We start from the raw sequence: 23,049 nt of genomic DNA on the forward strand, positions 1-23,049 counted from the left end.
CGACATGATCTCCAGCCGAAAGGCCCATGCCGCGTAACCGCCCATCCGAGGTCCGGGCCGCCGCTGCGTTGAGGCCCCGACCCCATGGCGCCGCCTTCGCTATCGACGGACTGTCGTCGTCGGCGAGTTCCGAGATCGCTCGCCTCGAGCGCACCCGGAACTACCTGCGGACAGGGGATGTCGGCAATGCAGTTCGTTTGTGGAAGAACCACGTTCGCCGTCCGACCCGCGAGCTGCGGCATTACTACGAGTTCGGGGATGTGCACGACTTCTGTTGTGGCAGTCCGGTGGAGGCCCGCGACCTGCTCGACATCGTGATCTCAGCGATGTCACCCCGCAGCGCGCGCGAGCTTCGCGCGATCATCGGTCGACTCGATGCCCAGTTGGAATTCTGACCGCCCACGGGCTCATGCCATTCGTCATTTGCAGGCGTTGGCCGGTCATCGGCCCGGCCCGGCCGCTTGCCCTTCCGGGGCTCCGCACTGGCCGGGTCGGTCAGCACGGTAAGCGGCATTATCGTGCGTTCCACTAGGGACGCACGCCATGGTCGCTATCCGGCCCAGAACCCGATGAGGTCTTTTCCGGCTTTCTTCGATGCGCGAAGCCATTCGACGATCGGTGTGCCGAAACCGTTGTAGCAGTTCGGATCGTCGGCAACTGCGCTCTCCCAGTGCTCGAGCTCTTCGGCGCAGTCCTCTCGGCTCATGTGGCCCCAACCATGGTCTTCGGCGAAGCCGAAGCTCTCAGCCAACGACGGAGTACCCGGAAAGGGGTCCTCCTCCATCATGCCGGTGGTCAGCATTTCGATCGGAGTGGGCAGGTCATCCCTGAAGTAGAAGCCGACGTCACCTATGTAGGGGCCCAATTGGTCGCATATCAACTTCAGTGCCACGACGTAGCCCTCGGCATGTTCTTCGTCGAACGGCCCGCCAGCGAAGATCGCTCGAAGCGCATGAGTGTTCAGCTCGCCGGGATTGACATCGTCGTCCCGGTCGCAGGTCGCTGAGAGCTCTTCGGGCTTCAGCGCAAGAATCCGGTTCAGAAGGTTCTCGTCCCTGGAACTGATCTCTGCTGCGAGCTCGGCTAGGTCGACCAGGTAGACATGCAATATCCGTGACACGTCGCGAATCCTAGCCAGCTACAACGACAACCGAGCCTGTCAGAATCGAAGGCGGTCCGGTTCGCCCCATCCGAGACCACAGCCATCGTTCATCGACTCGCTCCACCTGCTGGCTTGGAATCTCACAATTCGGCATGAGCGGACGTTCGACCGCGCGGGCAACTCGCCTGGCGACGCTCACCGGCCGTGCCCCATTCGTGCCCTGAGCCAGGGTCAAAGGGGGTAAATCCGGGTACCTCACGCGCAACCGGTTGCCAGTTCAGGCCGTTTTTCCTGGCTATTCGCCTGCTTCCCAAGCAGTGAGATCTGCCGTCGGCAGATGCGGACGTTTGTGACCGCGCGGTATGCGGCATGTGCGGATCCTCGCAGCACATGATTCGGACGGACAGACCGAACGCCCGCACAGCGATGTGAACAGTCGCAGGGGCTTCGTGTGACGATGGTGTGGTGGCTGAGGCTGATCTTTACGCTTTGATGAGTTCGCATATCCCCGAGGAACTGCACCCTGACTTCCAATTGACGATCCGGGAAGGTTTGCGGCTCCGTCACGGCAGCCAGGGAGACATGCTCATCGGATACTTCGGCGGACTTCCGGAGCTCCCGGACGGGTTCGACTGGCCCGGAGACGATCGGGGCCACTACGAGCACGTGGCCACAATCGATTTGGCGAGATTGCCCGCGTTGGATCTGGGCCTTCCAGCATCTGGCAGGATCACGGTGTTTGGCGACACCGGTGGATGGTCGGGCGCGCTGCTGTACTTCGCCGACGACGTAGTACTCCAGAAAACAGCACTGCCCGAGGACCTCGAACGTCAAAATCGACTCTTCCGACACGTTCCGATGACGTACGTGACTGTTCCGACAATTCCTTCGCGCCAGTGGCTCGAGGAGTACCTGCTCGGGGACGGCGACCACGACGACAGCGTGCACGAACGCCTGGAGTCCTTCTCCGACATTTTCTTCTCCCACTCATCGTCGTGGCATCAACTCGGTGGGTGGGCCAACGAGATCCAGGGTGAACGCGACCGCGGCCTCCTGCCTGACACGACGGCCGAGCGGCACTTCTTCCCCGACTATCCACCGCTCGGACCTGTTCTGATTGCCCAGTTCGACACCGATCACGAACTCGGTATGGGCTGGGGCGATTTCGGAACCCTCTACTGCTTCATCGATATCGAGCATCTCCAGGCTCGCGACTTCACCAACGTCGAGGTTTACTGGGAAAGCTACTGATACGAGGGTCGGACTCGTGCCGTACTCATCCGCAAATCGGCATGAGCGGACGTTCGGAGCCGGGCAACTCGCCTCGGCGACCCCGAGCACACGGTTCGCGACAACAACGATAGACAGCTGGTGACAGATGTTGTGGTCAGCCACACGGGGTACGCCAGTGTCACCACGTTGTCACAACTAGGGCAGTCCGCCCCGGATACCAGCGGACGAAACCGGCAGGCTACGGTACGTCGGAAACATCAGCAGGACTTGGCCGGACGGGCCGAAGCTGCCTCTGGAGCAGACGCGCGCCCAGCGGCATTTGCGGTTGTTTGCCGCACCTGGTGAGCAACAGTGGAATACTGCCGCGGGTGACAACCCTCGACCATTGCTTGCCACCCGACGACGCCGATAGCCGGAAGTTCAGTGATGGCGCGGCCCGAATCACCGACCATCGTGAACTCACTAGTGCCCACCGGCGTGTGGTGGTGGACGCCGCAAAGCGAGGTGACCTCACCACAGTTGAGCAGCTGCTGAGATCTTTGGACAGCGCCTTGCACTATGCGCTCCACATCGCAGCTACGAGCGGACAACCTGAGCTGGCCACTGTTTTGCTTGCCGCACACAGATTCTCGGACGAAGCGCTTGAAGAGTGCGAGGGGACGGCCTGGCAACACGATCACCATGACGTAGCTGACCTTATTGGTTTGGCAAAGATCGAGATCGACTGAAGAGCATCGGCCTATCCCAGCCGTCTCGCGCGGATTGCGGCATTACAGCGCGTTTCAGGCGAGCGGTATAGCCGCGGTTGCCCATTCAGGGAGCAGCTCGCAGCTCGCGAACCATTCGGGCGGCACGACCTCGCGGACGGGGCCGGCACCGATAATTCCACCGATGATCGCGCAGGTGGTGTCACTGTCACCACCCGCGGAGGCGGCTGTCCAGCACGCGTCAGCGAAGTCATGGCCGTGGTGAGCCGCGACCCAGAGACAGAACGCGACGGTATCGAGCGCGGAGGTGTCGTGTCCGACTCCCAATTCCGCAGCCGCAGTGACAGCATCGCGAATATCCTGGGCATCAGTGATCTTGTCTCGGACCGGGCCGATAGGCGTCCAGGCTGCGACCGTTTCGAGAAACTGACTACGACTTTGCTGCGGTTGCGTCGAGAACAAGGCTGCAGCGACAGCTACCGCGACCGCACCGGCTACAGCATCGGGGTGGGTATGAGTGACCACCGCCGACGCTGTCGCCTCTTCAACAACCCGGTCCAGGTCGTCAGCGAACCACGCACCCACCGGCGCCACCCGCATAGACGCACCATTGCCCCAGGAACCCCGACCCTCACGTGCCTGTCGAGCGAGTTCACGCCAGTGATAACCCTTTTGGCGCATGAGCCGCAGGATCCGGCTCGTCCCGGGCCCGTATCGGCGATAGATGTCGTAATGCTCGGCGAAGGAACGGGCCAGCACTTCCTGATCGATTCGACCGTGGGTACTGAGCACAGCGAAGATCGAGCACGCCATCTGCGTATCGTCGGTCCACAACCACGGCCCGGGCAACAGGGTTCGCGACCGCAACGCGCCATGATTGATCGCGTCGTCGAAACATGCCCCGAATGCGTCGCCTACCGCCAAACCACGCAACGAGGACAGTGCCCGCGCCTGTCCATCAGGTTTCATCCAACCAGTCTGACAGTCGCCGCGACCACCGGACCAAATCCGACGTTGCCCGAACGTAACGTAGACCACGTTCATGATGCCCTTGAGCCGCAACGGATCTAACCCGCCACTGCGGTCTCTGGCCAGCACCGTCAGCGCGGTATGCGGCAGAAGAGTGCGTTCGATCCGAAGCACTCTCGACGATGCCCTGCCGATCGCTCGCAGATCCGTCAGTCTCGGATGCCCGGAGGGCGGCGAAAGCGATCACGGCTTGCCAGGCGCCGAAGCCTGCGGAAGTACTGGCCGCGGAACCGACGCTGCATCGTCTCCTGATGAACGTAGTCAGGGTCAGCACACGCTTCGTAGTACGAATTCTCTGCTTCGTCCCGTCCACCGTCGGCATCGACGATTCGCGCGAGTGAGTCCTTGGACTGCGGATAGTCGGGGAACGTGACGATCCAATCGGTCTTCGATGCTTCGTCGTCCGCCACTTGATCAGTATGGCGGCACGTTCCGGGGTCACTCGTCCATCGGGTCTACTTCGGCCCTATCCTCATACCACGCACAATCATCGTCCCATTTCCGATATCTGGGATTCACGACCTCAAGGTGGATGCTCATGGCGCCGCCCATTAGGGCAATGATCCCGCTGGGCGTTGACCATTCGATCTTTTCGCCTGCGATCTTCTCGTCCGGCTCACCTAGCTCCCGGGTCAATCGGGCCGAGAATTGATCGAACAGCTGTCGAAGGTGCTCTACCTGATCCTTCGCTATGTCGGTGACATAAACCGAGATCTGCAGAATCGACTCGCGATCTCCTCCGTACTTCCTGAGCAGGAACCCGTCGCACGATACGTCGGCGTGAGGGATGTTTACATCAAGATCGGTAGCGAGAGAATAGGATTCGCGATTCCTCCCGAGGAACTCCCATCCAACTACGCTCCGGAACCGCTCGACGTCCTCGTCTGCCCAGGTCCAAGAAAAAGCCTTGGCGGCTTTCGCGACGCGAACCGCCCCTTCGATATCACCATTCAAGCCCACAGATTTCCTCAGCCTCGTCACACAGTCGGCTAGCGAGTGTAGCTCTCCAGCACCACCGCCCGGCGGTACAGACGGGCACCCCTGAAACACCTGTACCACCGGGCGCACGACCCTCAATTCGGTATTTCAGGATGCTCCGGCCGGCTCGGTGGTAGCGATGTGGTCGAGGGCTGATCCGCAGATAGTAGCGGCGACGTTGTTGTCTCCCTCCCGTTCTCTGGTCTGAGGAGTGTGTAACGGACATCTCACCCCAGCCAGGTGTGCACGCTACGTACTTCACGTCGCCTGAGCAGCGCAAAGGACACCTCAGAATTTCTCGCTCAGTCTCACCACCGAGCCGGTCAGAGATCAAGGCTGCTCGTAGGCGGCATTGCAGGTGTCGGGGAGGCTGGCCGGTCCCGCGGTAGGCGGTATGTGCGGATGTTCAGGCGTTGCTTTCACGTTCCGCAAGGAATCGATCGAGCAGGTCGAACAACACCTCGAGGATGCGGACTTCCTGCTCGGGAGTGAGATCTGTGTCGGTGTCCCGCTCGGGCAGTGCAATCTGCGTGATCAGACTCGGCCAGGAGAGGCTGCTCTCGCGATGAAGGTGGTTGGTGAGAAGCCACTCGCGAAAGCCATCCAGTCCTCGACCTCCAGACCGGCGTGCGGCGTAGTCGTAACCGTTCAGGAAGCATGTCACACCACGAACGGTGGTGAAACCGATGAACATGCCTGGGCGCGCTGCAAACTGCAGTAGGTACTCGCGTTCGGTTGGGTGGTTCGGGTCCAACGCCTTCCACCCTTTGGTGCGCCCCCACGCGGCGAAGCGTGCATCGAGGTTCGCAGGTTTCTCCACCTCGCTACTTCACCGTGTCGACGGCGACTGGGCGTAGACGAACTCACCTGTGCCAGTCCCGCCCTGACACTGCACACCGAACTCGGCGCGAGCGCGTACTCCAACGGCCCAAGATCGTCTCGGGAAGAGTGAGCGCTGCGACCGCGTCGAACCGCGCGCCTCGCGGCGGGTGCGGATTCCCATATCCACCGTCGCACAATAGATCTTGGTAGACCTGACATGTGGACATTCAGGATCTTCAAGCACGCGCCATCGAAGTGCACGACCTCTACGACGACTTGAACCTCGTCGAACGGGGCCGTACATGGACTCGGCAAGACTTCGTGCTCGGTTTCGTAGGCGACGTAGGCGACCTCGCGAAACTAGTGATGGCAGCGGAGGGTACGCGATCGATGCCAGGTGGTCGTGAAGCACTAGAACATGAACTCGCCGACTGTCTTTGGTCGGTTCTGATCTTGGCCCATCGGTACGAGGTAGATGTCGAAACCGCCTTCTCGAAAACGATGAGTGAGCTGAAGGAAACCATCTCCGCGCGGCTGGCCGAACTCCCTACTCAGCAGTGACCGCCCCGGAGAATGCGGGCCATTCGGCATTTCAGGATGCTCCGACCGACTCGGTGGTCTCGGTTGCTGGAAGATGGACGACGAGTAGCAGACCCGCTGGTTTGTGCGAAGACGGAGGGATTCGAACCCCGGTCGCTCCCGTGACGTTCGCTTCAAAGTCGAACTCCGGGTGTCTGTTCAGGTCTCTCGGTCGCCCGGGTATTCCTTCGCGAGGTGGCAAACGCCTTAGTCGGAGCTTCGTCATGTCCGGGATGTACGCGCGACTGTGACAAGGCGGTGACATCGGCACTGGGCGGCGAAGTTCACCCGCATCGGATGAGTCGGTGTGGCGGGGTGCGGCTTACCGTCCGGTTGGGTGCTGTCGTCTGCGAGGAGAGGAAGCCGTGATGTCGGGTATCGGCGGGTTCGATGGTCCGAAGATGACGCCGGAGTACGCGAGTGCGATCGGTCGTACCGCGTATCTGTGGGGATGGCCGCTGGTGAACCTGCACAACCGGCGCGTGTTCATGGAACAGCTACCCGCGCCCGGCCTGCTCGCCGGAATCGTGCCCGCCGGTCCACCCGGAACGATCGGGATGCTGCGTGACTACATCCGGCCCGAGGAACGAGTAGTAGCCTGCCCGAACCAGGATGTGGTCTACGGGTTCGGCGTGCTGGACGCCCACCACGGCCCGTCGGTGGTGCAGGTACCCGATTTCGGTGACCGGTTCTGGGTGTATCAGGTCGTTGATCAACGCACCGACTCGTTCGTCGAGCTGGGCAAGATGTACGGGACCCCTCCGGGGTTCTATCTCCTTGCGCACACCTCATGGGACGGCGAAGTACCTGCCGGAATCACGGGTGTGTTCTGCCACGACACCCGTTCGGGTGTGGTGATACCTCGGGTGTTCCTCGATGACACCGAGCAGGACCGGACCGCTGTCGCGCCGCTGGTCGATCGCATAGGGATGTATCCACTCTCGGAGTTCGACGGCACCGCCAAGGTGTTCGACTGGGCGAACGCACCATCCTACGGTGGTGATACCGCAACCGGTGATCAGGGCGAAACCCAGTGGGTGGACCCCGAAGCGTTCTTTCCCGCGCTGGGTGAGGTACTCGAGGAAGTACCGCCGCGTCCGGGTGAGGAAGCGCTCTACAGCTGGTTCCGATCGCTGCTAGAGGCCGCCGACCGGGATACGACGATCGCCGACACGCTACGTCGGACCGCTGTCGAGACCGATGCCGTGGTCACGCAGTTGTTCGAGTTCCGCAATATCGGACTGCCCGCGCCGCATCATTGGACCACTCAACGCAACGGGGCTGCGTTCGGCACTGATTATCTGTCGCGTACCGCGATCGGTAAGTCCAACATCTTCGTCAACACGCCGAACGAAACCGCCTACTACTACCAGGATTTGGACGAAACCGGTCAACGGTTGCAAGGCGCGAACACCTACACCGTGCGGTTCCCGGCCGGTGAGCTGCCCCCGGTGCAGGGGTTCTGGTCACTGACCGTCTACAACAGGCACCACTTCTTCCACCCCAACGACCTCGATCGGTACTCGCTGGGCACCAAGAACCAGGACCTGAACTACAGCGATGACGGTTCGCTGACCCTGACCGTCGGCGGCCCCGCACCCACCGAGGCCAAGTTGCTGGCGAACTGGCTGCCCGCACCCGACAACGAATTCTCGATCTTTCTGCGCGCGTATTGGCCGGACCAGACCATCCTCGACGGCACATGGCAGCCACCCGCGGTAGGAAGTAGCGAGAGGTGACATCGTCATCTCCCTCCACCGTATGCGGACAGTCGAGGAGTGTGTAACCGACATCTCACCCCGGCCAACAGGGCGACTTCCTCCCGGCGCAGCCCGGGCACGCGGCGATGCCCGGTGCTGGTGGGTAGGCCGGCTCGAGCAGGGGTGATGCGGGCTCGCCGGGTCCGCAGGAACTCACGCACCTCGCTCTGGTTGTTCATGACGTCCACGGTAAACCGCAGGTCGGTCGGGAAGCAGTGACTGCCAGTACACGGAACAGCGGTCACTTCCAGCCATGGTCGGGTCGGCGTGCAATGGGTGCATGACCGACACGATCCTCACCGGCCTGCCCGCTCGCGGTCGGGCTCGGGTTCGGCCAGGCCGGCGGGGCGTGTCAGCGCCGCCTACCCGGGTGGGGCGGCGATGCTGGCGGTGGCGCTGATCTCCGTCGTGGTGCTCGTCCGTCCCGCCGAACACGCGCGTACCCGCACTGTTGCCGCGCACCCCAGCTGATCCACCTGTTCGACCCTGTTTCCTCCATCGAAAGGAGTACTGCTGTGCAGACTGTGACCCTCAACAACGGTGTCGAGATGCCGATCCTGGGTTTCGGGGTCTTCCAGATCCCCGATGCCGATACCGAAAAAGTTGTCACCGAGGCGATCGCCACCGGCTACCGGCTGCTCGACACCGCTGTCAGCTACGGCAACGAAGAAGCCGTCGGCGCCGCGATCGCCGCGTCCGGCGTGGCGCGGGAGGATCTGTTCGTCACCACGAAACTGTGGATCCAGGACTCGCGTGACGGGTCTGCGGAGGACGCGACGAAACGCTCCTTCGAGGACTCGCTGAATCGCCTGGGCTTGGACTATCTGGACCTGTATCTGATCCACCAGCCCTTCGGCGACTACTACGGCGAATGGCGCGCCATGACCGACCTGTACCGCCAGGGCCTGATCCGCGCGATCGGGGTGGCCAATTTCTACCCCGACCGGCTCGTCGACCTCATCGAGCACAACGAGATCACGCCCGCGGTGAATCAGATCGAGACCCACCCGTTCTTCCAGCGCGCGGAATACCAGACCGAGATGGCCGAGCTCGGTGTGCAGATCCAGTCGTGGGGGCCGTTCGCCGAGGGCCGCAACAACCTGTTCGCCGACCCGACCCTGACCGCGATCGCCGACGCGCACGGCAAGTCCGTGGGCCAGGTGGTGCTGCGCTGGCTCACCGAACGCGGCGTCATCGCGATCCCGAAATCGGTGCGCCCCGAACGCATGGCCGAGAACTTCGACAGCCTCGACTTCACTCTCACCGACGCCGAGATGACCGCGATCGCCGGCCTCGACACCGGAGAGTCCCTGTTCTTCGACCACCGTGATCCCGAGGCCGTGCGCCGCCTGTCCGGCCGCAGCTACAACTGACCCGCACTGCCCGCGCCCACGCATGACGGGCGTGGGCAGGCCCTGATCGACGAGGAGTACTACGACGCCACCGCGATCACCGACAACATCGACGCCCTGTTCGACGGGATCTTGTTCACTCACTTCCCAGGGCGGCGGCCCCGACCGGCAGACCGCGATCAAGAACCCCGGTGTGCAGGGCATTGTCGCGTTCGAACCCGGCAGCGGGTTCGTCGTCCCCGAAGGTGAAGCACCACAACCGATCCCGATCCCGATATGTGGCTGCCGCCGAAGGTCGATCGGGGCGGCGCGGGGCCGACCGGTCCAGATCACTCGGATGCGTGACCCGACTTCGTGTCCGGATCGACCTTGTCCGCGCGCTCCCATTCCTTGTCCAGGTCGGCTCGCGAATCCGCGGCATCATCGCGATGCGCATGTGCCTGCTGGGCAAGCTGCTCGGCCTGTGCGGACTTGGCCTCGGCTTCGGCCTTGGCGGCGCGGCTGCGGGCGGCGATCTCGTCGGCCCGCGCCTCTCGCTGACCGACCTCGAACTCCTGTTCCGTCGCGCGGGCGCGGATGTCCTCGGCCTCTGCCCGCCGGTGTGCACGCTGTTTACGCATCAACATCAAGGCGCCGGCCACGAGCGCGACAACGACAACGACCGCGACGACGATGATCACAATCACACTGGTGGTACTCATCGTTCTGCTCCTCGCACCCCCCTCGATTCTAACGCCACCGACGGTCCCGAATTCGAGCCGGTGAAGCGTCCGTCTCGCGGCCGATGATGCGAGATTCAGACGTCGATGTGGGAGCCCATGATGACGGTGCGGTCGCGGGGCAGGCCGAAGTAGTCGGCGGCGTCGGCGGTGATGTGGGAGGTGGCGATGAACAGTCGTTTGCGCCACGTCGCCATGGTCGGCTGGTCACCGCGGCGGAGTTCGATCTTGGAGACGAAGTAGGAGGCGCGATCGAGGTCGAGCCTTCCCTCTGTCGCCGTGGCATCGAGATGCCGCAACGCCGCGGGGATATCGGGACGTTCGGCGTAGCCGTAGCGGGCGGTGACGTGAATGATGCCGTCGTCGCCGTGGCCGAGAGGGTCGACGGTGAGCCGTTCCGCGAACGGGACACGGGGCACCGGGTCGGTGGCGATGCTCACGATCGCGACGTGCTGGTGGCGGACGTGGTTGTTCTCGACATTGGCGCGCATGGCCAGCGGAGTAGTTTTCTTGCCCCGGTTGAGGAAGATCGCCGTGCCGGGAACCTCGAAGATCCTCGGTCGCCCTTCGCCGAGTTCGTCGACGAATTCCTGCAGTGGGCCTTCACGCTGTTCGCGCGCTGCGGTGACGATGTCGCGACCGCGTTCCCAGGTGGTCATGACCGTGAACGCGATGACGCCGATCAGCAACGGCAACCACGCACCGTGCACGATTTTGGTGAGGTTCGCTCCGAGGAACAGCAGATCGATACCGAGCAGCGGCACCGCACCGAGCCCGAGCAGCCAGTACGGGGTACGCCATCGGGCGCGGGCGACATAGAAGAACAGCAGCGTGGTGATGGTGATGGTGCCCGTGACCGCCATCCCGAACGCGTAGGCGAGGGCGTGGGAGCTGCGGAACGCGAAGACCAAGGTCAGCACCGAAACCATGAGCAGCCAGTTGATCCACGGGACATAGATCTGACCGATGGTGGATTCGGAGGTGTGCACGATCCGCAGTCGCGGCAGGTAGCCGAGCTGAGCGGCTTGGGAGGCGACGGAGAACGCGCCGGTGATCACGGCCTGAGCGGCGATCACCGTCGCGGCGGTGGCCAGCAGCACCATCGGGAGCCGACCCCAGCCCGGGACGAGCAGGAAGAACGGGCTGGTGATGTTGGCGGGGTCGGACAGGATCAGCGCGCCCTGGCCCATGTAGCTGAGCATGCATGCCGGGAACACCAGAAGCAGCCAGCCTCGGGCGATCGGGCGTCGCCCGAAGTGACCCATGTCGGCGTAGAGGGCTTCGGCGCCGGTCACCGCGAGGACCACGGCGGCAAGCGCGAAGAACGCGATGTGGAAGTGGCCGAACAGGAATCCCAGCGCGTAGGTCGGTGAGATCGCCTTCAAGATTTCCGGGTTGTCGCTGATGCCCGCGATCCCGGCCACCCCGATCGCGGTGAACCACGCGATCATCACCGGCCCGAATACGCGCCCGACGACCGCGGTTCCCTTGCGCTGCACCAGGAACAGGACCACGATGATCACCGCGGTGATCGGGATGATGAACTCCTCGAGCGACGGCTCGACGATCTTCAATCCTTCGACAGCCGAGAGCACCGAGATCGCCGGGGTGATCATCGAGTCGCCGAAGAACAACGAAGCACCGAAGATCCCCAGTGCCGCAAGGAAAGTCGCCGTCCGCTTGCCGCCCGGCGCGCTCCAGCGCCGCAGCAGCGTGATGAGCGCCATGATGCCGCCCTCGCCGTCATTGTCGGCGCGCATCGCCAGTGTCACATAGGTGATCGTCACGATCACCGTGACCGACCAGAAGATCAGCGAGACGATCCCGAACACGTTGTCCTGGCTCACCGGCACCGGGTGCGGGTCGGCCGGATTGAACACCGTCTGCAGGGTGTAGATCGGGCTGGTGCCGATATCGCCGAACACCACACCCAGTGCCGCGACGATCGCGGCAAGGCGCACGACCTCGCGACCTGTCCCCTGTCCGGGTGGGGTCGAGGTGGCGTGGGTGGGTGTTTCAGTCACAGGTTGTCCTTCCGTGGCGAGCACCCGATGGATGGCGCTGCCGTGACGATATCGCCTGTGGTCGCGATCGGATGGTGCGAGGCATGGCCGACCTCTACGAGACCAACCCCGACTTCCACCAGACCTTCGGCAGCCCGGCGGCCGCGGAGTTCGCCGCGAACGCCCTGCGCATCCACGTGCGGCACCTGGCTTGACGGCGTGATCGGCTGCCCGAGCGCGCGCTGCGGCCCGGCCGGCCAACTGTCGACATGAGGCACGCTCTTATCGAGGACAGCTGTCATCTAGGAAGGATTCATAGATTAGCGCTATATAAGTTACGAACTATGGCGCGCCTGCCGTGGATGCGGAGTGCTTCGGTGTATTCATCCAGAAATAGGATTTTTGGGATGAAATACCAGCTCATCGCCAATGTAGATACCTGGGATCTCCTGCGCTGAACCCTGTGTGTACGGTCTATCCCAGTCAGCAGCGGAGTGCGACACGTCACAGGGGAGGTTCAGTGTTGAGGAGGCGGGTATGCGGGCGACCGGCAGCTCTGTCAGGAGCGGTCGTCGCGGTCAGCGCCGGGCTGGTATCGGCGCCGGTAGCATCGTCGGTGCCGACCGCTGAGGTAGCCGTCGGCGACTTCTACAGCACGTCGATGCCATTGCCCGATGTGGCGGCGGGGGCGGTCATCCGGACGGAGCCCGCGCATCTGGCCCTGTCAGCGCCGGGGCAGCCGGAAATGATCCCCGCATCGGCGGCGTTGGACGCGTCGCAGCGGTGGATGACCGACAGGCTCGCGGGTCAGCCCGCACCCACGAACTGCGCGAGGCTGCCTTGACCCCAACGTTTCGATGAGGATGTCGATGCGGGTGCCGCGGCCGCGGCACCTGCTCGAGCGGTACTTGGTGCCGACGGCGGATCCGAAGCGATATCTCTGGGCATTCGGATTGGTGGCGCCGGTTTGCGCGTTGCTGCCCTCACAGCTGGTGATGCGTACCGGACTGGCGATCTTCTGGTGGATCGAACCGATTGTCGTGCTGTTCGTGATTCCGGTGCTGGATCGCCTTGTCGGTGAAGACGGCCACAATCCCAGCGACGAGGATTACGAAGAACTCGGTGCCAACCGCTACTACCGGTGGTGTACCTACCTGTTCCTTCCGGTACAGGTCGCTGCCCTGGTGATCGCGTGCTATCTGTGGACCGATTCGCAACTTCGATTCGTCGACAAGCTGGGGTTGGCTGTGACAGTCGGTTTCTTGGCGGGGATCGGTATCAACGCCGCGCACGAGCTCGGTCACCGGGTCGAGCGGCTCGAGCGGTGGCTGGCGAAGGCGGCGCTGGCGCAATCCGGGTACGGGCATTTCTACGTCGAGCACAATCGGGGCCACCATGCTCGGGTCGCCACGCCGCAGGACCCGGCCAGCGCGCGGTTCGGTGAGTCGTTGTGGAAATTCTTGCCCCGCAGCGTGATCGGGGGGTTTAGGTCAGCGCTCGAACTGGAGCGGGACCGGCTGCGACGCCAGCAACGTTCGTGGTGGTGCCCGCGCAACAATATTCTGCAGTCGTGGGCGATGACGGTGGTGCTGTTCGGCGGACTCGTCGCGACGTTCGGGTCCGGTGTCCTGCCCTATCTCGTCGTTCAGGCGGTGATAGGCATCTGGCTGCTCGAGACGGTGAACTATGTCGAGCACTACGGCCTGCTGCGAAGTCGATTGCCCAACGGTCGCTGGGCGCGCTGCTCGCCGGCCGACAGCTGGAACTCCGACCGCCTTGTCACCAACATCTTCCTGTTCCACCTGCAGCGGCACAGCGATCATCACACCAATCCCGGGCGCCGGTATCAGACCCTGCGCAGCGCGTCCGAGGCACCGCAGCTGCCCGCGGGCTATGCCACCATGATCGTCGTCGCGTCGGTGCCGGTGCTGTGGCGGCGCACAATGGATCATCGCGTCCTGGCGCACTACGACGGGGACCGCACTCGCGTCAATACGATGCCCGGCCGAGTTCGGCGTGCAGGTCGCGGGTCGAGGCGATCGCGAGGAAAGCTGGGCAGTCGTCTCGCGGGGCGATAAAAGTGCGATGAACGGCGTTGTCACCGAGTCGGCGAGGCCGTTGCTGATTAGGCTCTGCTGGTGCTGTTCGTTCGGGTGCTGGGCCCGATCGCTGTCGAGGTGGACGGCCGGCCCGTCGACCTGGGCGGCCCGGTGCCGCGCCGATTCCTGGCAGCGCTGTCACTGACGGTGGGAACCCCGGTATCGGACGGTGTGCTCACCGAACTGGTGTGGGGCGAGGATCGTCCGCGGCAGGCGGCCGCAACCCTGCGAGTCCTTGCCTCGCGGCTGCGTTCGGCGTTGGGGCCGTCGGCCCGAGAGTGCCTGCAGCGCAGCGCGTTCGGCTATGCGCTGACGGTGCACCCGGAATGGATCGATCATGGCCGGTTCGCCGACATGATCACCGATGGGGTGCGTGTGCTCGCGGCTGGGGATGCCGGGTCGGCCGCGCGGTTGTTCGAGAATGCGCTCGTGCTGTGGCGAGGGGATCCGTGGCCGGAGTTGGATCAAGCGCCGGACCTGCCCGCCGAGCGGGCCCGGTTGACGGAGCTGCGTGCGACAGCGGTCGAGGAACTGCAGGCGGCTCGATTGGCGTGTGGTGAGACCGCGATGGCGGTGGCCGATCTGAGCGAGGCGGTGTCGGCGGCGCCGTTTCGGGAGCGGCGCTGGGAACTGTTGGCACTCGGCCTGTACCGCAGCGGACGTCAGGCCCAGGCGTTGGCCGAAATCCGGCGGGTGCGTGAACTTCTCGTCGAGGAGCTCGGAGTGGATCCCGGGCCGGCGCTGCGCACTCTCGAGCAGCGAATGCTCGACCACGACCCCGGGCTGTTGCTCGTGGAATCCCCGCGACCGCGCGGGATGCGCACGGAGACCTCGCCCCGTACGCCACAGCGACCGATCGGGCGCGTGTTGTCGTCGTTTGTGGGTCGTGATCGAGAACTGAGCCTGCTGTCCGTATTGCTTGCCGAGCGGCGCATGGTCAGCCTGGTGGGTCCGGCCGGAGTCGGCAAGACAAGACTCGCCGTCGAATACTGTGCCGGGGGAGCGGATTCGCCGGATCGCTGGATCGTGCGGCTCGGCGATGTCCACCACGGTGACGGTGTCGTGACCGCCATCGCGACGGCACTGGGTCTGGTCCAGATCACCGGCGATCCCGTGGACCTGGTGCGGCGTGCCCTGACCCTGCGACCGGGGCAGTTGGTACTCGACAACTGTGAGCATCTGATCGAGCCCGTGGCCGAGGTGACCATGATGCTGCTCGCCGCCTCTCCGGACCTGCGGATTCTGGCGACCAGCCGGCAGCCGCTCGGGATCGACGGCGAACAGGTACTGGTCGTCGAACCCCTGCCCGTGTTCGACGCGGCCGGCGGCGACGGTGCCGCGGTGCAGCTGCTGATCGAGCGGGTACGCGCTGGTCGGCCCGGCTGGCAACCGACTGCCAGCGACCGGGAAACCGGACGCGCGATATGCACGAGCCTGGACGGGTTGCCGCTGGCGATCGAGCTGGCGGCGGCCCGGGAACGCGCGTTCGGCCTGCACGGTATCGCCGCTCACCTGCGCGACCGGCTCGACGTGTTAGGAACCACGCCACGCGGGTCACTGTCGCGGCATGCGAGCCTGGAGGCCGCAATCGGCTGGAGCGTCGAGCATCTCACCCCCGCTGATCGCGCAATGTTGTTGCGGCTGTGGCCGTTCGAAGGCGGGTTCACCTGGCAGGGTGCTGAAGCCGTGCGACCCGTGGGAACTGACGCCGGTGTGCTCGCCACCCTTGCATCACTGCTCGACCGCTCGGTGATCGCCGCCGACGTCACCTCCGGGGGGACCCGCTATCGGCTGCTCGAGACCATCCGCCGCTACTGCCGCGACACCGACCCTGACCCACCTGCCACCCGCGCCGCACACGCCGCCTGGGCCCGCGGATTCGTCGCCGACCAGGCCGCGCTGCTGACCGGGCACCGTGCCGGCGCGGCCTACCGTTCGCTCGCCGCCGAACTGCCCAATATCCGCGCGGGAATCGACTACGACCTCGCACACCATCCCGTGCACGCGCTCCGAAGCGCGGCGGCGCTGCAATTCGCATGGCCGGTCCTCGGCGTGCTGGTCGACGGCCGCGATGTCATCCGGACCGCGCTCGACACCGCCGCCGACGCCGGCACCGAGGATCGCGCGCGCGGACTGCTGGCCTTGTCGATTGTGTCGTTCCATGCTGGTGACGCCCGCGAGGCGCTGGGGCGGGCGGAGGCAGCCATGGAACTACTCGCCGACCCCGAGCCCGACCGAGACCTGTGGCTGCACGCGCTGATGTTCCGTGCGCTCGCGCTCACCGCGCTCGGCGATCGGGCCTCGACCCGGAGCGCGATCGACCGGCTGATCGCCGAAGTCGACCGGCTCCCGACAGCGGACTGGATCCGTGGCTGCGCACAGTTCGGGCAGGGCATCGCACTACTGCTGGAGGGCAATCTCGCCGACGCGATCGGCTGGTTGGCCTCGGCGCGGGAACTCAGCGCCGAATGCGGTCACCTGTGGTGCCAAGGCATGGCCGACGTGGTGCTCGCCTGTTCGTTGCTCACTCCGGCCGCGGACGCCGATACGGCCGCGTCGGCCCTGACCGCCATCGACCGCGCGCTGCGCGCGTTCGGCGAGCAATCGAATATTTCCGACGCGCTGGGTGCGGTCTACATTGCCGCCTACGCGCTGATGGCGCTGTCGTCGCCCGAGTCCGCTGTCGGGCTGCGGGCGGCAGCGATTCAGCATTCCGAGCGGATCGGGGCTGATCCGCGGCGCTACACACAATTCGCCCACCCCGTAGTGCTGGATCGGATGGAACGGCTGCTGCCCGCCGGTGAACAACGCGCGGCCGAGCAGCTGGGCAGGCAGATGAGCTGGACGGCCATGGTCGCTCTGGTCCGTGACTCGGTCGAGGGCATCTCAGCAGACTGAGAGGCCGATGTTCGGCGGCTTCGTCGGCGCGCGAGTCTCGACGGTCGTTGTAGCGGTATTGAAACACCTGCGCGCGATCGTTGCGACGAGCCGGCACATACCGGCGTCCGTGCCAAGCACTCACCGCTACGTCTGCGAGGACAGTCCTATGTCACACCCCACTCTCGACATCATCGCGGAGGTCTACCGGGCCTTCGACAGCCGCGACTTCGGCATGATCGAACGCCTTTTCGACCCCGACATCGACATCGACCAGGCCGCCGATTTGCCCTGGGGCGGCCGCCATCACGGGCATGTGGGCGCGGTCGGCTTCTTCACCACGCTGCTCGCGCACATCGACAGCAAGGTGATCTCCGAGCACATGTTCGCCGCAGGCGAGGACGTGGTGCAGGTCGGCCGCACGGTCGGGACGACCATCCCCGGTGGCGTCGAATTCGACCTTCCCGAGGTGCACATCTGGCACCTGCGTCAGGGGCGGATCGTCGGCTTCGACGCCTATATCGACACCCCGGCCATGCTGGCCGCCCTACGGCAGGCGCAGGCACGATGACCGGCTTCGACCTGGCCGCGGAAACGACAGTCGAACGGGCGGCTGCCAGCGTGTGGGCGCTACTGGCCGACTACGCCACCGACACGGCATGGCGCACCGGCGTCGTCGCCATGTCCGCCTCCCCGCCCGGGCCTGCCACTCCCGGCGCTCGCACCGTCGAACAGCTCCGGTTCGCGGGCCGGACCTGGCACAACAATGGTGAAGTCGTCACGGTCGAACCAGGCACCCGTATCACCTGGCGCACGCTCACCGGGGCCGACGCCGAAGGCTCTCGCACCGTAACCCCGCTGACCCGAGACCGATGCCGCGTCCGCCTCGAGCTGCGCGTCGTTCCGCACGGCATACAACGGCCGTTCGGGTGGCTGCTGGCTCGCATGCTGCAACGCAACCTGGATCGAGATATCGCAGCACTGCGCAAACTGGCCGAATCGTCGACCGACAGTGAACGAAACGTGCGGTGATGCCACGCACTTCACACCGCCGATGATTCGAGGAGTCGAAAGGCCGTTGTCCGCCAACGAAATTGCCGTGGTCGAAGGGTTCTACTCGGCTCTGGCCCGACACGACATGGACCGGGTCAGGGCGCTGATCGCACCGGAGTTCGTGTTGGACTACCCGGTCAGGTCGTTGCCGTGGCGTGGACAATACGACGGTCCGGACGGCTTCTTCGAGTTCTTCGGACTTCGGCACACTCGACTCGACACCCACCTGACTATCGAGCGAACCTTCCAGGCGGGCAACCGAATCGTCGTGATCGCATGGTTCGAAGGGACAGTCCGCGGAACCAGGACGATCATCCACGGTCACGAGGTCGCCCTCCTGGAAGTGCATGACCACAGAATCGCCCGATTTTCCCTCTTCGAAGAAACGGCAGCCATTCTCGCCGCACTCGAGCAAACTCGATAACCGGGTGCGCTCGGCGCTGCCGAGGTGTGCCTGTACCGGGGGGTCTGCACCTTGCTCAGTTTCTTGGGGCGGTCGCCTTTGCAGGATTCGCCGCGCGCCCGGTGACCACGGCCGTGTCCGGCCCGAGGAATCGGACGTCGTGTTGTTTACCGCGCGGGTGTCGCTGTAGTCACCCGGAGACGGCGATCTGCGAGCGAAGGGATTTCGATCATGGGCTCGTCGCCGGCGCGGGCTCGATACTGCGCCGCTTCACCAGCAGCACGATCGCCAGCACCGGGTAGAGCAGGATCGGTAGCAGGGTGCCGAGATAGAAGGTCTGATCGATCAGGATCGACGTGCCGGTGAGCAGGGTGAAGTCGAACAAACCGTGCAGCACCGAGTTGGCCGTGTTGCCACGCGTCACTCTCCGGGTCAGGTAGAAGAAGTAGCCGGCCAGGCTGACCATGACCGCCTGCGGCAGCGCGCTCGCGCCGTGGGTGATGCCGTTGGTCAGATGCACCGCGCCGAACACGATGCTCGACCATAACGCGACTTTGCCCTCGGTCAGCCCGTGATCGCGCAGCACCACGACACCGATCCCGCGGAACATGCCCTCCTCGCCCCAGCCGACGAACTGGGTCGCGATCAGCAGCATCAGGGTGTACAGCAGACCCTTGTTGCCCAGCGCGCTGTAGTTGATACCGAAGACGATCGCGACGAGGAACACGATCGGCACGATCCGCACCCACGGCCGGGTCGGGCGATCGTCGTGCAGGACCGGCCGTATCCAGCCGAGGTAGGCGATGACACCGTAGGTGAACGCCAAGGCGACACCGAGCGGGATGATCATGCCGTAGAACACCGCGCGCGTGGACAGGAAGTCGTCTTCGCCGGTCAGCGCGGTCATCAGCAGACCACCGAGCTGGATGATCGCCAGATACGCGATCACGACCAGCGCGAACACCGGATAGGACAGGTGTCGGCGGCCGGTCGGGGTAGCCGATAGCGCAGTTTCAGGACGGCTCATACGGGCAAAATATCCGCTGGGAGAGCTGGACGCTTGATATTTGGGGCCGTGTCGTTCACCGCTGTGGCCGCGACCAACGGAACGCTCGGTCGCTGATCGATCCGACCAGCGACCGAGCGTTGCCTTCCTCGGAAGGGCCGTCGCAGGTTGTGAGCGCTACGGAAACCAGCCCTTCACCCAGGAATTCGACGGCCGGACCCCTTTGGATGACTCCGCCTGCCCGGTCGGTCGGGCGTCGATCTGAAAAGAGCTGAAGGTGGCTGCGAAGCGGGAAGACGGCGCAGGCGCGCCGGGAGTTCAGACCGCGAGGGGGACTTGGTCGTCGGTGGTCTGCGCACGCAGATCACCCAGCAGTCTGGTGAGCTTGCGAGACACGCTCATCTGAGAGACACCGAGGCGCTCGGCGATCTCACCTTGGGTGAGTGTGTCGTAGAACCGCCAGATCAGCAGCTGGCGGTCTTCCGGCGGCAGCTGTGCCAGCAAGGGCGCGACGGTGATCGTGTCTTCAGCCAGTTGGTAGCGAGGGTCTTCATCGCCGAAGGTGTCGGCGATGGTCATGCTGGGATCGCCGTCGGTATCACGTGCGGGGGTATCGAGGCTGCGCGTCTGGAACGCGTTGGCCGCCACCAGAGTACGGGCGATATCGGTAACCGGAACATCGAGTTCGGTCGCGATTTCTTGCGCGGTGGGGGAGCGGTGGAATCGACGGGTCAACTCGTCGGTCGCCACCCTGACTTTGCCCTGTAGCTCCTTTTCGCGACGCGGCACATGCAACGGCCAGATGTGGTCGCGGAAGTGTCTGCGCACTTCACCCATGATGGTGGGGACCGCGAAACCCAGGAACGGCGATCCGGTGGTCACGTCGTAGCGGTCGACTGCCATGACCACGCCCAGCCGCGCGGTCTGGAGCAGATCCTCGAACACTTCACCGCGACCGGCGTATTTGCGAGCGATGTGCTCGGCGAGCGGGAGGCAGACCTCGATGATCTCCTCGCGCAGAGCATCGTGTTCAGGGCTGCACGGGTCGGTCAGTGCCAGGTGCGCGAACAAGGGCTCGGCGTGTTCGTAGGTGGGGCGGGCGGCGGTGGTGGACATGCGGATAAGCTCCTGGTCTGCGACATGCTCAACGGCGGGGAGGAGGTGAACTAGAGGCTGTTGAGGCCCAGCATTTTGGAGGACATCGTCATCGCCGCACCCAGGCCGACGGCGTCGAAGAAGGCGACGGTCGGCGACCCGGTCAAGGCGGCCAGGCCCAACAGAAAGAACACGCTGGTCGCCAACACGATGGTGGTGCTGGTCAGATCCATGCTCGGCGTACTCGGTACCCGATTACGTGAGGTGGTCATGAGCAAAGGGTTGACCGTCGTGGAGGCGAATAAACCGGAACCGGTCGATGATGTTGATACGGAGGCAGTTTCGTACTTCAGGATTGAAGTACCTGTCCCATGGGAAGGCATCAGCACACGTCTCGCCCGGAGTCGGTGGCCCGCGGCGTCGAGCCGGGAAGACTCTCGCCGCTCCTCGTCCGGCGCTACCTCAGTCCCGAAGTGGCGGGGCAAGTCGGATCAGCATCCGTAGGCTGAGTGATCACGAGGTTCTCAGCGGAGGGGGCAGGTTGAACGACTACGGCAGTTTCGCTACCCAACCGTTGCCGGTGCAGTACAGCGCTCCACGTGCTGTCGCGCCGGTGCCGTTGAAAGGCGTGCGTGGTCACGGGGGCTCAGGGTCTTCCGGGTTGGTGCGGTCGGGTGGCTATGTCGCGGTTGCCGGCGTGGTGAGTCGCGTGACCGGGTTCGTGCGCACACTCGTGGTAGCGGCGGTGCTGGGGACCGCGGCGGTCGGGGACGCCTACAACGGTGCCAACAATCTGCCGAACATGGTCTACGAGTTGCTGCTGGGCAGCGTGCTGGCCAGTGCGGTCATTCCGGTGCTGACCCGGGCCCGTCGTCGGGGCCGTAAACGTTCACGCGAGTTCACTCAGCGACTGATGGTCGCGACCATGATCGCCCTGGCCGTGGTCACGGCCGTCGCGGTGGCGTGTGCGCCGTGGATCGTTCGCGGCTTCGTCGCCGATGCCGAGCAGCGGCGCCTGGCGACCTGGCTGGCGTATCTGCTACTGCCGCAGATCTTCTTCTACGGCATCGCCGTCGTCGTGGGCGCGGTACTCAACGTCCGTGACAGCTTCGCCACCGCAGCGTGGGCGCCGGTCGTCAACAATGTGATCCTGCTGGCGACCTGTGCTGTGTTCGTGGCCCTCCCCGGCCCGGTCACGCTCACTCCGGCATCGATGACCACCGCGCAGATCCTGACCCTCGGTATCGGCACCACAGCCGGGATCGCCGGGCAGGCAGTCTGGGTCGTGGTGGCGTTGCGCCGAGACGGGTTCACCTGGAGCTGGCGGGTGCGGCCTTTGCCCTACACCTGGCGCCCGGTCCGGTCCGGTCTGCCGGTGATGGGCTGGCTGCTGGTCTACGCGGTGATCAGCCAGATCGGCGTCGCGATCACGATGCGAATCGCCTTCGACCACGGCGGTGTATCGGTCTACACCTACGCCGAATTGCTGTTCCAGGTCCCCTACGGCATTCTGGCCGCCTCCGTGCTGACCGTGCTGATGCCGCGTATCTCTCGCGCGGCCGCCCTCGGCGACCGGACCGCGGTCGTGGCCGATCTCGCCCGCGGTGCCCGATATCTGTCGGTGGCACTGATTCCGATGACGATGGCCATGAGTCTTCTCGGCCCCGGGTTCACGACGGTGGTGTTCACCGGCCGTGTTGATGTCGAGGCCGCCACCCTGATCGGCACCGCAGTCGCCTGTTCCGCATTCGGGCTGGCGCCGTTTGCTTTGGTGATGCTGCAGATGCGAGTGTTCTACGCCTACAACGACACCCGCACCCCGGCCGTGCTCAACCTTGTCATGGTCACCACGAAGGTCAGCATCCTCGTCCTGGCCGCCACGATGCTGGCAGACCGAGCCGTCATCGTCATGCTCAGCGTCGCGAGCTCGTTGGCCTACGTCGTCGGCGCTGTCGCCGGTCATATCCTGTTGCGGCGCCGACACGGGTTGCTCGGGTTCTCCACTGTCGCAACCACCGTCGCCCGCGTCGCGGCGGCCACCGTTCTCGCCGGGCTGGCAGGACTCGGTGCCGTCGCGCTGACCCGCACCTCGATCAGCGCGGGCGCAGTCGAACAACTCGCGGCCACCGCGGCCGGTGCCATCGCTGCCGTACTGGTGTTTGTGCTCGCCGCCCATGTCATCGGTATTCCCGAACTGCGCGCGGCGCGAACACTTCTACGCCGGGCGTGAGG

23 protein-coding genes and 1 pseudogene are annotated in these 23,049 nt (G+C 64.6%); 13 read left to right on the forward strand and 11 right to left on the reverse strand.

Annotated elements, in window-relative coordinates; genetic code table 11:
* Positions 1 to 550: 550 nt before the first annotated feature.
* Complete coding sequence (locus tag ACFVVI_RS06110; protein ID WP_387443591.1) at positions 551 to 1,120, reverse strand: hypothetical protein; 570 nt, start codon at positions 1,118 to 1,120, stop codon at positions 551 to 553.
* A gap of 447 nt (positions 1,121 to 1,567) precedes the next feature.
* On the opposite strand from ACFVVI_RS06110, the gene ACFVVI_RS06115 reads away from it, so the two are divergent.
* Complete coding sequence (locus ACFVVI_RS06115) at positions 1,568 to 2,353, forward strand: DUF1963 domain-containing protein (protein WP_387443593.1); 786 nt, start codon at positions 1,568 to 1,570, stop codon at positions 2,351 to 2,353.
* 350 nt (positions 2,354 to 2,703) lie between these two features.
* The gene (locus tag ACFVVI_RS06120) at positions 2,704 to 3,063 is read left to right on the forward strand and encodes a hypothetical protein (protein WP_387443595.1); all 360 of its coding nucleotides are present in this window, start codon (positions 2,704 to 2,706) and stop codon (positions 3,061 to 3,063) included.
* Between the two features lie 54 nt (positions 3,064 to 3,117).
* On the opposite strand, the gene ACFVVI_RS06125 is transcribed toward ACFVVI_RS06120, so the two are convergent.
* The 4 genes from ACFVVI_RS06125 to ACFVVI_RS06140 all read right to left on the reverse strand — a co-directional run bounded on the left by ACFVVI_RS06125 (position 3,118) and on the right by ACFVVI_RS06140 (position 5,869).
* Positions 3,118 to 4,185, reverse strand: coding sequence for an ADP-ribosylglycohydrolase family protein (locus ACFVVI_RS06125; RefSeq protein ID WP_387443598.1), 1,068 nt, complete (start codon positions 4,183 to 4,185; stop codon positions 3,118 to 3,120).
* A 35-nt stretch (positions 4,186 to 4,220) separates the two neighbouring features.
* On the reverse strand, positions 4,221 to 4,481 hold the full coding sequence (locus ACFVVI_RS06130; protein ID WP_387443600.1) for a hypothetical protein: 261 nt from the start codon (positions 4,479 to 4,481) through the stop codon (positions 4,221 to 4,223).
* Positions 4,482 to 4,509: 28 nt separating this feature from the next.
* Positions 4,510 to 5,052, reverse strand: a complete 543-nt coding sequence (locus ACFVVI_RS06135; protein WP_387443603.1) for a DUF6301 family protein — start codon at positions 5,050 to 5,052, stop codon at positions 4,510 to 4,512.
* A gap of 403 nt (positions 5,053 to 5,455) precedes the next feature.
* The gene (locus ACFVVI_RS06140) at positions 5,456 to 5,869 is read right to left on the reverse strand and encodes a hypothetical protein (RefSeq protein WP_387443604.1); all 414 of its coding nucleotides are present in this window, start codon (positions 5,867 to 5,869) and stop codon (positions 5,456 to 5,458) included.
* 221 nt (positions 5,870 to 6,090) lie between these two features.
* Here ACFVVI_RS06140 and ACFVVI_RS06145 point away from each other — a divergent pair, with 221 nt between their 5' ends.
* Together ACFVVI_RS06145 and ACFVVI_RS06150 are read left to right on the forward strand one after the other, a co-directional pair.
* A complete protein-coding gene (locus tag ACFVVI_RS06145; RefSeq protein ID WP_387443606.1) occupies positions 6,091 to 6,432 on the forward strand; it encodes a MazG nucleotide pyrophosphohydrolase domain-containing protein in 342 nt (113 codons plus the stop codon).
* 386 nt (positions 6,433 to 6,818) lie between these two features.
* The gene (locus ACFVVI_RS06150) at positions 6,819 to 8,189 is read left to right on the forward strand and encodes a DUF1214 domain-containing protein (RefSeq protein ID WP_387443608.1); all 1,371 of its coding nucleotides are present in this window, start codon (positions 6,819 to 6,821) and stop codon (positions 8,187 to 8,189) included.
* A gap of 56 nt (positions 8,190 to 8,245) precedes the next feature.
* Here the strand turns inward: ACFVVI_RS06150 and ACFVVI_RS06155 are convergent.
* Positions 8,246 to 8,389 (reverse strand): annotated as a pseudogene (locus ACFVVI_RS06155) (transcriptional regulator); the annotation flags it as partial.
* A 97-nt stretch (positions 8,390 to 8,486) separates the two neighbouring features.
* Between ACFVVI_RS06155 and ACFVVI_RS06160 the strand changes: the two are divergent.
* Together ACFVVI_RS06160 and ACFVVI_RS06165 are read left to right on the forward strand one after the other, a co-directional pair.
* Positions 8,487 to 8,681 (forward strand): hypothetical protein, encoded by a 195-nt coding sequence (locus ACFVVI_RS06160; RefSeq protein WP_387443610.1) that lies wholly within the window; start codon positions 8,487 to 8,489, stop codon positions 8,679 to 8,681.
* A 44-nt stretch (positions 8,682 to 8,725) separates the two neighbouring features.
* Positions 8,726 to 9,583 (forward strand): aldo/keto reductase, encoded by an 858-nt coding sequence (locus tag ACFVVI_RS06165; protein WP_387443612.1) that lies wholly within the window; start codon positions 8,726 to 8,728, stop codon positions 9,581 to 9,583.
* Between the two features lie 308 nt (positions 9,584 to 9,891).
* Here the strand turns inward: ACFVVI_RS06165 and ACFVVI_RS06170 are convergent, their stop codons facing one another.
* Positions 9,892 to 10,263: a hypothetical protein gene (locus tag ACFVVI_RS06170; protein WP_387443614.1), complete on the reverse strand. Its 372-nt coding sequence runs from the start codon at positions 10,261 to 10,263 to the stop codon at positions 9,892 to 9,894.
* A gap of 95 nt (positions 10,264 to 10,358) precedes the next feature.
* A complete protein-coding gene (locus ACFVVI_RS06175; RefSeq protein WP_387444469.1) occupies positions 10,359 to 12,242 on the reverse strand; it encodes a potassium transporter Kup in 1,884 nt (627 codons plus the stop codon).
* Between the two features lie 658 nt (positions 12,243 to 12,900).
* Between ACFVVI_RS06175 and ACFVVI_RS06180 the strand changes: the two genes are divergently transcribed.
* The 6 genes from ACFVVI_RS06180 to ACFVVI_RS06205 all read left to right on the forward strand — a co-directional run bounded on the left by ACFVVI_RS06180 (position 12,901) and on the right by ACFVVI_RS06205 (position 18,737).
* On the forward strand, positions 12,901 to 13,128 hold the full coding sequence (locus ACFVVI_RS06180; RefSeq protein WP_378987508.1) for a hypothetical protein: 228 nt from the start codon (positions 12,901 to 12,903) through the stop codon (positions 13,126 to 13,128).
* Between the two features lie 25 nt (positions 13,129 to 13,153).
* Positions 13,154 to 14,362, forward strand: coding sequence for an alkane 1-monooxygenase (locus tag ACFVVI_RS06185; protein WP_387443616.1), 1,209 nt, complete (start codon positions 13,154 to 13,156; stop codon positions 14,360 to 14,362).
* A 60-nt stretch (positions 14,363 to 14,422) separates the two neighbouring features.
* On the forward strand, positions 14,423 to 17,281 hold the full coding sequence (locus tag ACFVVI_RS06190; RefSeq protein WP_387443618.1) for a BTAD domain-containing putative transcriptional regulator: 2,859 nt from the start codon (positions 14,423 to 14,425) through the stop codon (positions 17,279 to 17,281).
* A 148-nt stretch (positions 17,282 to 17,429) separates the two neighbouring features.
* Positions 17,430 to 17,831, forward strand: a complete 402-nt coding sequence (locus ACFVVI_RS06195) for a nuclear transport factor 2 family protein (RefSeq protein ID WP_387443620.1) — start codon at positions 17,430 to 17,432, stop codon at positions 17,829 to 17,831.
* On the forward strand, positions 17,828 to 18,292 hold the full coding sequence (locus ACFVVI_RS06200; RefSeq protein ID WP_387443623.1) for an SRPBCC family protein: 465 nt from the start codon (positions 17,828 to 17,830) through the stop codon (positions 18,290 to 18,292). The genes ACFVVI_RS06195 and ACFVVI_RS06200 overlap by 4 nt, the downstream gene beginning before the upstream one ends.
* A 46-nt stretch (positions 18,293 to 18,338) precedes the next feature.
* The gene (locus tag ACFVVI_RS06205; protein WP_378987494.1) at positions 18,339 to 18,737 is read left to right on the forward strand and encodes a nuclear transport factor 2 family protein; all 399 of its coding nucleotides are present in this window, start codon (positions 18,339 to 18,341) and stop codon (positions 18,735 to 18,737) included.
* A gap of 208 nt (positions 18,738 to 18,945) precedes the next feature.
* On the opposite strand, the gene ACFVVI_RS06210 is transcribed toward ACFVVI_RS06205, so the two are convergent.
* The 3 genes from ACFVVI_RS06210 to ACFVVI_RS06220 form a co-directional block, all read right to left on the reverse strand.
* Complete coding sequence (locus ACFVVI_RS06210; protein ID WP_387443625.1) at positions 18,946 to 19,743, reverse strand: CPBP family intramembrane glutamic endopeptidase; 798 nt, start codon at positions 19,741 to 19,743, stop codon at positions 18,946 to 18,948.
* 297 nt (positions 19,744 to 20,040) lie between these two features.
* Entirely contained in the window at positions 20,041 to 20,838 is a 798-nt protein-coding gene (locus ACFVVI_RS06215; protein ID WP_387443627.1) for a SigB/SigF/SigG family RNA polymerase sigma factor, read from the reverse strand.
* Positions 20,839 to 20,888: 50 nt separating this feature from the next.
* Positions 20,889 to 21,089 (reverse strand): hypothetical protein, encoded by a 201-nt coding sequence (locus ACFVVI_RS06220; protein WP_387443629.1) that lies wholly within the window; start codon positions 21,087 to 21,089, stop codon positions 20,889 to 20,891.
* 392 nt (positions 21,090 to 21,481) lie between these two features.
* On the opposite strand from ACFVVI_RS06220, the gene murJ reads away from it, so the two are divergent.
* Positions 21,482 to 23,047: a murein biosynthesis integral membrane protein MurJ gene (gene murJ / locus ACFVVI_RS06225; RefSeq protein ID WP_387444472.1), complete on the forward strand. Its 1,566-nt coding sequence runs from the start codon at positions 21,482 to 21,484 to the stop codon at positions 23,045 to 23,047.
* Positions 23,048 to 23,049 lie beyond the last annotated feature (2 nt).

The sequence above is a fragment of the Nocardia sp. NPDC058114 genome (assembly GCF_042884695.1).
In the GTDB taxonomy this organism is placed as follows: domain Bacteria; phylum Actinomycetota; class Actinomycetes; order Mycobacteriales; family Mycobacteriaceae; genus Nocardia.